This window comes from Lysinibacillus sp. EB271-A1-10B (genome assembly GCF_058791335.1).
This window is the reverse complement of the sequence record NZ_JBYTDL010000018.1, coordinates 88,587-98,989: the sequence shown is the minus strand read 5'-3', so window position 1 is coordinate 98,989 and position 10,403 is coordinate 88,587. Positions and strand designations below refer to the sequence as shown.

Below are 10,403 nucleotides of genomic sequence, written 5' to 3'. Positions count from 1 at the left end.
TTTATTTTTGTTTTAGGCATTATAATTCCACCTGCTCTTTCTCTTTATTAATTAAATCCTATGCTCAAAGGCTTTCTGTCTAATGTGGTTGTCCATAATCCGTCAGAATTTTTTGATAGCTCATCTTGTAAAAGGTAGTTTTTATTAGTAATAATTTTATTAATGTTAGATAGTGAATTTTCACCATATTTAATGAAGTTTTCTTTTGAAATAAATGGAATAGTTTGTAGTATCATAGTTTCATAACCAAAAACAATTTCATCTACCATATTAGTAGCATTATTGAAGTTAGAAGTAATTCTAAGTCTATAGATTGAATACCCTTTATTGTTGTTAAAATGATATTCTCTAGATTCACCTTTGCTCCAAGATTTTTCATCTGTTATTGACGATATGGTAACAAAAGAAACACCATCATTTGAACATTGAATTTCAAATGTTTTTGGTGTTCTTTCAGGATATGTTCCATCTGCTCTTAGTGTCATTTTATTTACCTTGATTACTTTACCAAAATTAATTTGAATCCAAGCTTCTCCATTACCTTTAGACTCCCATCTAGAGATTTTGCCATCAAAAGCTCTCCAAGCTTGTATGACTGTACTATACTCACTACTAGCGCTCGCCACTAAAGGGGAAGGAGCATTGTTAGCGGTCATATTAGTTTGATACCAAGTATTGATTGATTCTAATGAGTATGTTTTACTGTTAGAGATTAATAACATATTTTTGTGATAAGATAAACTTGGTGTCAATGCTGAATAGACCTGATTCTCTACATAGGATGAAGTGTTGTATATTTCTTGTAACAATGTGTTTTTATATTCATCTGTTACTATTATTTCAACTGCGTTGTTTTTTCTGTCAGCACCATTACCGGAATATGGAACAAAGTCAATCTTTTCTATACTAATGCCTTTATCAAAGGATATTTTAATGGTGTCTGCCGAGCTACTTAACCAATAATTATAATTTGGATAACTAGTAACAATTGATTTATCAGTATCAAAAGGAGAGTCAACAAAATAGTAACCGCCATAACTATTTGTGACACTTACAGTTCCTGTTATATCTGTTCCCTGAATGTAGAATGTATTAGTTGTAAGACTATTCTTTGAAGAAAATTTTATGGGATATATATTACCATTGCTATCATAGATTCTGACACCTCCAATAGTGTAGTATGTGCTTGCTTTAGTACACTTAAAAGTTATTTCTCTTACTGCCATTATTTCACCTCGGTTCTAACACTTCTAATATCAAAATACTTCTTTAAATCTATTGTTTTACTAAATACTTTTCCTATCTCACCAACACCTAAAATCTCATTATTTGTCATTGTCAGAGGTTCTAGTTCGGTTACTGTGCGGTCAATGACAGATAGACTGTCCATTCCTTGTTCAAAGAATTTAGTTGAAGTAGGTAGGGTAGAAGATACTGTAGACCATCCTCGATTTGTTATTAAATCTTTAGTTTCTATTTTTATCTCAGCAGTAGAAATATTTGTATGTCTATTGTTACTAATAATAAACAATCTATAAAACCTATAGAACATATTGTTATTAATAGGGAATATCTTGTAGTTTTTTGAAGTCCAAACTGCGCCACTTTTACTATCAAGAATATCCCAATTGCTACCATCATTACTACCTTCAAAACGCCATGTATTAGGCATTTGAGTTAGATTTATTGTAGAGTCGCTAAATGGAAGAAGACTGTATGAAGAAACAACATTTTCTGTAGGAAACTCATATTGAATCCACTGATTAGCATTAACTCCATTTAGCGTAGTCCAACCATCTGATTCGTTTCTGTTGAAAACTCTCCATCCTTCATAGTTTTTGTCATAGGCTGTGCTAGTAGTAACCTTGCCACTAGGAGTATTATTACTAGTCATTGTAGGTACAGCGTTTGTAGAAGCAACTGATACCTCTCCTAGATTCCATTTTTTATACTCACCATCATGTAAAATAAGTGTTTTATTTTCTACAGTGGATTCAAAGTAAAATTCGTTGAATTGAACATAATTTCCTTTAGCTTGAATTTTATATGTTCCTTTAGTTAGTAAATCACAAACAACATACCAATCTTCTGTAGCAGTTGTTGATACAGTTTTGAATAGTTGGTATGTTTGAAGTTCGTTGTTGTATTTGAAGATGTTTAATTCGTTTCCTGACGCTCCACCACTATCACTGTACATTCCACTAGTAGCCCAAAATCTACAATCTTCTTCTACTTTAAACTCTAAATATGCTGTTGTACCACCAACTAGCAGTACAGCTCCATATGTTCCTTGTTTAGATGTTATTTCATCATGTAAAACTTCCATTAATTTGTTAAGTGGTGTCTGCGTATTAGCATGTGTGTTTACTGAACTTACATAGTTTGAAGATATAAAATTAAATTTAGCCATTCGTTTTGCATTTTTTGGTATGTTCGTGGTTGCCATTATTTCACCTCAGTCCGTTTGCTCCATCTGTTGTGTCAACACTATCTTCTAAGACCCAATTTTTAGGCATATTACTTAGATTTGTAGTGGTAAAACTTCGCATTTTATATTTGGAGCAGACAATAGGATTTTTAAAACTAAAACCTATGTGACCACCTGTTATATCATTATTTGTAGATTGATAGTTGCCTGTATCTGACTTATCAAAAGCTTTCCAAGGAGCATAGGAAGTTGTAAACTATGTAGATGCAAATGGAAATCCTAATTGAGAAGAAGTGTTAGATGTTAAGGTAGGGCGCTCTATATCCACTTTCTACTGTAATATTCTGTACAATATAATCATTTTCTTTAAAATCTGAATTTGAAATCAAGAATGTATCAGTGACAAATCCTGCAAATAAATCAATTCGCACTTGGATATATTGCTTAGTTTCAGATTGAATTGCTCCATCTTCTGCAATAGCAACCTAATCAGACCAAAATATACCATTGTCAGAAACTCTTGTTAGTACAGCGTATGAACTTGCGCCATTTAATTTATTATCTGTAAAAACTTTTTCAAACTCTTGGAAAATATCTCCTGAATCAATTGCGTCAGAAGTCCAAGTACCTTGTTCTATATAAACAGGATTTCCTTGACCATCAACGTCAACTAACCGTAGATAGCCTGTTGTTTTGTCAATCATGGTTTTATCATGTGTTCCTTAAACACCGATGGATAGTCCTATTTCTTTCTTCTCTGTATTACCGCCTACAGTAGCCATATGAGCATTTTCCTTTCTTCGTGACTATTTAATAACCCAATTCAATTGACCTGCTGTATGAGACTCTAAAGGGGCATAAAAACGTTCTATTTCAATCCCACTTGACTTGAATACCAAATGACCACTCATTGATTTGTTGGAAGTGATTTTAACTTCAATAAAAGCACTTTCATCAAAAGGAATTGAAACAACAGGTTGAAAGTATAGTTGAGTATCATCTTTCGTGTAAGTTGTCTTGTAGCCAAAGTTAATTGACTTAATATTTGATTGCTGAATACCTTGAACGTTGCTGTAATCAGAGTATGCTTCTTTATATGTGATGAGGTCTTTGTTTTCAAAGTTTGTTGTTAAATGATATGTTTTTCCATCTTCATCATCTATGTACTCAATTTCAATTCTTCTACCATTTATGCTAAAAGAACCATCGGACATTTCGAAGAATAGCTTCATCCCTTGACCGAATAAACCAAAACGTATGACCTGATTTTTCTGAATTAAATAGAAATCATTTTTCTTATGCGTGAGTAGGTCATACTCAGCATAGTTTTTACCATTTGCGTAATCAGCGTTCCAGTTAAATGGAATACTGATTGCTTGAAAATTTTCTGAATTTGTGAATAACATTTTTATCAATCTCCTTCATTACATTGAAGTTTTCTTTAAAAAATACATAAAAAGTAGGGTAGGGGAGAAAGCCCCTTACCCAGTAAAATCAATGTTTTATTTCTTGGATATAATTATATTACTTTTACACGTAACGATAAGAAACACGTTGTACTAACAGGTTTTTACCTGCTGACGCTTTGATAGGCACATCTGCGTGGACAGAAATCTTAACAAAGTTACCGCCTGCTGAGTCAGCGTTAGTACCGTTGATGTCAGTGTTGTTTGCAAAACCTAAAATCTCTTTTGCATTAGGTGTTTTGTCAATTTTGATAGCCACATACTCTATTTCACCATCAATTACAGGGCTTCCTTCTTGTGTCATCCATTGTGGTTCTGTGGGTTCTGTAGTTCCTGCTTTAGTTACTTTATAAATGAAGCCATTTGCAATTTTTGGTTGAACATAAGTGTCTAGTGTTAATTTTTTATCACTTGTCCACACTTGAGCAGTTTTAGCATTTACATTTGTTGTAGTACCTGTAGTTCCTAAATCTTTTGTACCACTAGGGTTACGTGTTCCTACACCACCTTTACCAACAGGTGTCCAACCTTGTTCATTTAAACTGTCAACTTTCACATTAAACCAGTTGTCACGAACAGCTTCAACGACATTCCCTTGTGCGCTTCCATCACCACCGTCTCGGGTTCTAGTCGTGAAAACTACCTCTTCCATTTTAGAGCAATCTACTGTTCCTCCACGATTGTTCCAAATATAGAAAACCTTAATATCTGATTTACTACCTGCATCAACTGTTTTATAGTTTACTGTGTAGTCTACTTTCTTAGAAAATTCATTTGTTCCTTCATACCAAGATACGATAGGTTCGTTTGTTGCCATAATAAAATTCCTTCTTTCTAGTTAATTTTAATCTTTATATTTACTGTCAGGTTGTATGTGTCATTATCAAAATTAGTCACATTCAACCTGAAAACATCATTTTTGCTAACTTTTGCTTTTGTTAACTTATGTTGTCTATTATCTTTGTGATTTCCTGCTTTGATGATAACAGGACTGTTGATAATAGTAGCCCAATTGACGAAATCCTTTGAAAATTCAACGTTTATTGATGTATCAACAGTTCCTTTTTTTGAGACAAATGCTTCAACATCTAAGATTTCTCCATCGTGAGGGAATACTACATGAGGGTCTTGGATACCTTGTAGAACTTCTTGAGGACAAATGAAAACAATAGTTCTGTAATCTGTTTCAGCACTAATGTCTTCCATTTTGATATAATGCTCTTTTGACATAAGACCAGCATATTTATCTGTAGCATTAGGAACGTTACCACCTAAAGAATCTATAGGAATCCAATTTTTACCATTCCAACGATAGCGAATACCTGTGTCATATACTTGAACAGTCCAACCAACATGTGGGTTAGGGTACTTCTTCGCTATATCAGCTTGTGTTTGCACATAAGGTTGATAGATTAATACAGTAGTTTCATAGGCATCTTTGATAAGCTCAATGTGTTGTAGAGCTTTATTATTTGTTTCAAGAACAATATCGGTAGCTTCTTTTGTTAAGTTTGTAGCGACAATCATGTTGTCTAAAACTTCTTCAAAGTTAGCAGTTTGACCGATTAATTCTTGAACCTGAGTTTTTGCTTCCTCAATGATTTTAAATAGTGTTTCTGTGCTATCAGTGCCATCGTAGTGAATAATCCTATTAGAAGGGTACAGAATGACACCTCGGCCTTTATACACAATAGAAATTGTTTCTGCCTCTCTATCTGCATTAAAGAAGATAAAACCATTTGTGTAATCACAATAAAACTCATTTTTTCCTAAACTGCTCTTAATAAACTTTTCATAGTTTACTTCGAACATGTTTGCAATCCTTACTCGATATAGTTCATCAGGAATTTCTAATAGAGCCACACGTTGATTAACTACACGAGTAATGTCTAATCTATCAACGAAAGGGTCATTTGGTGTTCCTTTACGCCAAACTATATGAATAGGGTTGTTAAACTCTAAATAGTTTATTGGTTGTTTTGTTCTCAAATTCTCACCTTCTTTATGAACCTATTGTTACAGTAGAACTAGCTCCACCATTAATTTTTGAGCTAGTTCCTGCATGTGTAGTAACAGTAGAGTTGTCAGTAGCAACAGACTTACCATTAATAAATACATTGTTACTATTGCCAACTGTTACTGAGCCTTGAGCATTAGTGTGAGAACCACTAACATATATGCCACCACTAGGTAGCGAATATGAGTCATTCTCTGTTGTTTTATCTCCTTGGACAATTGGTACTTTTCCTTCAATTGTTACATTTGTTACTGTAGAAACTGCTTTACCTTTAACTGTTGCAGATGTTTGATGGTTTACCCATTCATAAATGTCGTCAGAATCCCAATCATTACAATAGCCTTCGTCATCCCAAGATACACAGTATGATGGGGTTTTTCCCATATAATCATAAGTTTTATATGTGATATGGTTAGATGCAGTAGTATCAGATATTGTAGAGTCTTTTAGAGCTATCTTTGCCATATAGAATCCTCCTAGTTTAAGCTAATCTTATTACCCTTGACTTCAACACCACTTGCTGAAATTTTGATGTAGTTATTAGTATCAAAACGAATCATGAGATTATCCTTTTCAATAGTAATCCATGAATATTGACCAAATTGCATTTTAGCATCTTGCCCTTTAACAACTCTGAAAAATTCATACAGGTCAGTCTTAGCAACGAATTTTTTATCAGAGTGGAATCGAACTCCACCTTTAGACTCGAAGTAAACTGCTTGTCCTGCATCATCTGTATCTGACTCATTGAAGTAGAACTTAGTCATAACTCCATTAGGTGCGTCATACTCAATAGCAAACTTTTTATTGTCCTTATAGACTTTTGCTTGCTCAGAACCACTACCATATCCTCTGCCATTTCCTGAACCGAAAATCATAACAGGGAAGGAGGTATCGCCTGTACCTTCGTAAGTGAACTCTAACTTTGTTTTTTCACTACCTGAGAAGAAAGTATTAAATCTCATGAAGTTTTTAGCAATATGGATAATATCTTGTTTTGTATTTCCTTTTCCAAGTGTTTTCAGACTATTAACTGTTAAGTCAGAGATGTATGAGCCATCAATATCCTCAATCATTTTATCATCATCACCCATGATATATAGCTTTTTAGCAAATAGTGAGCCATCAGTATCAACCCAAAATCTATCTTCGCCACTCTTTGTTTTAATTCTTATAGCGTCATTGGCATTTAAGAAGATGTCAGCGTTATCGCCATAGATTGTAATACCTTCTTGGTGGTCAAAAACAATTTTCTCACCTAAATTACCGTCAACAATTTTAAGGTTGTGAGTAGTAATGTCTTTCGCATAAAGTCTACCATCCAAACCAACCCAAAACTTTCTATCTCCATTAACTGTGATTTTAATACCATCATTAGCATTAAGGTAGATTATAGCACCGTTGTTGTCACCTTTAATTGTGATTCCTTTATACCAATCAAAAGTGATTTTCTCGTTCATATGAGCGTCTACAATGCGTAGATTTTTAGTTACAAGACCTTCTGCAATCAATGTGCCATCATCCCATAAAGGGTCATTTAACGAAGCGTAGAGCTTCTTAACCCATTTCCCATGCTCCCATTTCTCTAGAGCAAGACCGTTGGTAGCATTAAGGTAAGCACGATATCTACCATCATTTCTGACAGCTACGAAACCTTGTTTACCCATCATAAGGTTGTTATAGTAACTTCCCATATTAATACCTGAATAGAAAATCGAATCCTCAATAGCTTGCTTAAGCTTTGTTGATGCTTCATGATAGTCTCTAAATACTTGAATAAAGAAACCTCTATCAGCAATCTCACTCGTTGTTTCCATCAGTGGGTGCTTTTGGTCAATCTCAAGAAATTCATCTCTAATGATACCTTTTTTAGTAATAGGGAGGAATTGAGATAGGTAGGTTACAAGAGCTGTATATTTTTCAATGAGGTCTTTTGTGCTGTATCTCTCAATATCAGATATTGTAGTAGGGAATCTACCTTCATCTTGATTCCATGCTTCATCAAAGTCTGTTTCATTGTCTCTTTCACTCTTATTATATTTGTCAGCGTGTTTGAGAAGGGCTTTGTAGTCGGCGTGTATGCGGTGCAATTCTGTAGTAATCTGTAGTTTTTCAAGAGTTGTTAGTTTTCCGTCAGCAACAATTTTATCGAAAATACTTACATCAAAGAAATTGTTCTCTGCGTCTAGAATAAGGTCGCCAACATTATTAACAATCTTAATTCCTTCCGCAACCATATCTTTCGTATAAAGTGTTCCGTCAGGGTTAGCCCACATAACTTTTTGCCAATCATCATTTTTCCATCTTGAGATAGCGAAGCCAACACAGTCAGTTACTTCGACTTTTGTTACAGTGTTCCATGATTTTAGACCGAAACATTCTCCTTTTTCTTGGCGAATAATATTATCAAATTGATCTCGGAGATTATCTGAAACAAGACCAAGCCACATAACTTCTTTACCATCTGCGTTATAAATAGTAGTACGTGAGCCTTGAGTTTTCCATGCTCCTGATTCATCTTCGATATATAAATTAACACCTGAGATAAGTTTACCGAAGATATATTCGCCCCAAATACCGTCTTTGGAGATTGCATGTTTCCATGTGTTACCACGGTCATTTGTGATAGCCAAGAAGCCGTTTTGAATAACTAACCAACTATCGGGGTCGTCAAGCGATTTAACGATGATACCACGCTCTGAGATAGTTATTTGTTGGTCATAGCCTGCTAGGACAGCATTTTTTAATGAGTCCCACTTATTGTTGATAATTTCATTGATTTTACCGTTGTTTTCTTTCGATAGATTCCAACCATCTTTGTCCATCGACACAATAGTAGAAGTGAGGTCTGCTTTATTTAGCAAGTCCATCAACAATGCGCTACCATCTTTGAGGTCTTTCTCGTTAGCGATAGTTAAAGAGATTTCAAAATTCTCTAAGTCATAATTGATTTCAATGATTTTTGCTAGAATATTAACTTTGAGCCTATCGTATCGTATTCTGATACTGTCACCTAGACCTAACTTATCCCAATCATTTTGACACTCTATAACTGAGAGGAAATCAATAATGCTTACAGTTAATTGAATCTTTGGTTCTTGACTTTGTTTGAAGATTGTTTTAGCTTCTTTCATCAAATCTTCTGGGTGAGTGATAGAGTCATTTGTATACTCTTGGACAATGATAAAGTTTTGTAACTCTGCGTATTCATCATTAGTAAAGTTAGTAGAAGGTTTAAGTTTATCTAAGTGGACTTGCTTTTCACGTTCTGCATCTTGTACATCGAATCTAGCATTGTCAACGACTGCTTTTTGGTTAGATTCCTCAATCTCTTTTGCTCTAAGTAGTTCAATTACCTCAGCATGTCTTTCAGTTCCATCTTTAGTGCCTCTGTCGTTATATCCATCTTTACCCCAAAGACTCTTATCAGTTTGGAAATCAGCTAAAAGAACATCCCTTTCATCTTCTAATAGCATTCTTTCTACTGTTATTTTAGAAAGTCTATCAGATTCAATTGTAAGGATTGCTTGTAGAGCTTCGATTTTCTTAGAAATAGTTTCAAAGTCACTTTCTAAGCTTTTTACTAAGTTTTCATACTTTGTTAGCGCAATACATAAGTTATCACTCATGTAATCTGAGCTTTTAATAACTCTTTTGTTTTCTTTATCATATTCAAATGGATACATATAAAAAGAGAAGTCCTGTATATAGTCTTCTCCAAGTTGGTTTATTTTTCTGAATGTTAATCCATCTGAGCCAAATGCTCTTAGGCGAGTAACTGTTGTGCTACTATCAACTGATAGGTCAAAGCTTTCTAAGTATTTTCCATCACGAATATAAAATCCTTTATTTAATCCTACATTCTCAGCTTTATGAAACTCGATTACTAAATCCTCAGTGTTCCACTTGATTACAGCGTTCCATTTAGTCGCAATGTCATACATAACTTCTAATAGGGACATAGAGCTTACATTGTATTTTCTTTCTGCTGTTTCGGAAGTAGTGAAGTAGCTGTCAACATAACCGACAGTCCAACGTTTAATAGGAACTTCTAACAAGCTACCGTAAACATCTTCAAGAACACCATTTGCAACCTCTTTTAAGTTACCAACTTTTTCGTATTCACGAACATTTTTATCGCCTAATTGAACACCTAACGAGTAAGCTCTATACTCAATATAATCTTCATCACCATAACCTTTATTAGACTCATTGAAAAGAAAATATTCAGTCATATTACCAACAACATATTTAAAAATATATCGGTGCTTAATACGCTCGATATTTGGATTATCCATTGGGACTTCATCTTTAATAATGATTGTTGGAATTTTGAATGAAAGCTCATTAACTGTACTTAACTTTGTGTAGTATTGTACATCATAGGCTTCATTGATTTTAGCGATAGTGCTTTTATTTGGTTTACATAGAAAAAGACTTTTTTTAGGTAGTTTTAGGTTATAATCAATTTCACCTATCTTCACTATTCATT

At 34.0% G+C, this 10,403-nt stretch carries 8 protein-coding genes; all 8 read right to left on the bottom strand.

Features of this window, described 5'->3' with window-relative positions; all coding sequences use genetic code 11:
• Nucleotides 1-47: 47 nt before the first annotated feature.
• The 8 genes from AC3WSK_RS19620 to AC3WSK_RS19585 all read right to left on the bottom strand — a co-directional run bounded on the left by AC3WSK_RS19620 (nucleotide 48) and on the right by AC3WSK_RS19585 (nucleotide 10,395).
• Entirely contained in the window at nucleotides 48-1,226 is a 1,179-nt protein-coding gene (locus tag AC3WSK_RS19620) for a discoidin domain-containing protein (RefSeq protein ID WP_492535114.1), read from the bottom strand.
• Nucleotides 1,226-2,446 carry a discoidin domain-containing protein gene (locus AC3WSK_RS19615; RefSeq protein ID WP_492535113.1) on the bottom strand — a complete coding sequence of 407 codons (1,221 nt, stop codon included), beginning with the start codon at nucleotides 2,444-2,446 and terminating at the stop codon, nucleotides 1,226-1,228. Before AC3WSK_RS19615 ends, AC3WSK_RS19620 begins: the two co-directional genes overlap by 1 nt.
• Nucleotides 2,447-2,913: 467 nt before the next feature.
• Nucleotides 2,914-3,132 (bottom strand): hypothetical protein, encoded by a 219-nt coding sequence (locus AC3WSK_RS19610; RefSeq protein ID WP_492535112.1) that lies wholly within the window; start codon nucleotides 3,130-3,132, stop codon nucleotides 2,914-2,916.
• Between the two features lie 102 nt (nucleotides 3,133-3,234).
• On the bottom strand, nucleotides 3,235-3,834 hold the full coding sequence (locus tag AC3WSK_RS19605; RefSeq protein ID WP_492535111.1) for a hypothetical protein: 600 nt from the start codon (nucleotides 3,832-3,834) through the stop codon (nucleotides 3,235-3,237).
• Between the two features lie 124 nt (nucleotides 3,835-3,958).
• Complete coding sequence (locus AC3WSK_RS19600; RefSeq protein WP_492535109.1) at nucleotides 3,959-4,711, bottom strand: hypothetical protein; 753 nt, start codon at nucleotides 4,709-4,711, stop codon at nucleotides 3,959-3,961.
• Nucleotides 4,712-4,728: 17 nt separating this feature from the next.
• Nucleotides 4,729-5,883 carry a hypothetical protein gene (locus AC3WSK_RS19595; RefSeq protein WP_492535108.1) on the bottom strand — a complete coding sequence of 385 codons (1,155 nt, stop codon included), beginning with the start codon at nucleotides 5,881-5,883 and terminating at the stop codon, nucleotides 4,729-4,731.
• Between the two features lie 13 nt (nucleotides 5,884-5,896).
• Nucleotides 5,897-6,376: a hypothetical protein gene (locus AC3WSK_RS19590; protein ID WP_492535107.1), complete on the bottom strand. Its 480-nt coding sequence runs from the start codon at nucleotides 6,374-6,376 to the stop codon at nucleotides 5,897-5,899.
• Between the two features lie 11 nt (nucleotides 6,377-6,387).
• Nucleotides 6,388-10,395 (bottom strand): phage tail protein, encoded by a 4,008-nt coding sequence (locus AC3WSK_RS19585; protein WP_492535106.1) that lies wholly within the window; start codon nucleotides 10,393-10,395, stop codon nucleotides 6,388-6,390.
• Nucleotides 10,396-10,403: the final 8 nt, after the last annotated feature.

Bases quoted from the DNA above. Each gene is read 5' to 3' on its own strand.
- AC3WSK_RS19605 (WP_492535111.1), bottom strand. From the start codon at position 3,834: ATGTTATTCACAAATTCAGAAAATTTTCAAGCAATCAGTATTCCATTT.
- AC3WSK_RS19590 (WP_492535107.1), bottom strand. From the start codon at position 6,376: ATGGCAAAGATAGCTCTAAAAGACTCTACAATATCTGATACTACTGCA.
- AC3WSK_RS19610 (WP_492535112.1), bottom strand. From the start codon at position 3,132: ATGATTGACAAAACAACAGGCTATCTACGGTTAGTTGACGTTGATGGT.
- AC3WSK_RS19620 (WP_492535114.1), bottom strand. From the start codon at position 1,226: ATGGCAGTAAGAGAAATAACTTTTAAGTGTACTAAAGCAAGCACATAC.
- AC3WSK_RS19615 (WP_492535113.1), bottom strand. From the start codon at position 2,446: ATGGCAACCACGAACATACCAAAAAATGCAAAACGAATGGCTAAATTT.
- AC3WSK_RS19600 (WP_492535109.1), bottom strand. From the start codon at position 4,711: ATGGCAACAAACGAACCTATCGTATCTTGGTATGAAGGAACAAATGAA.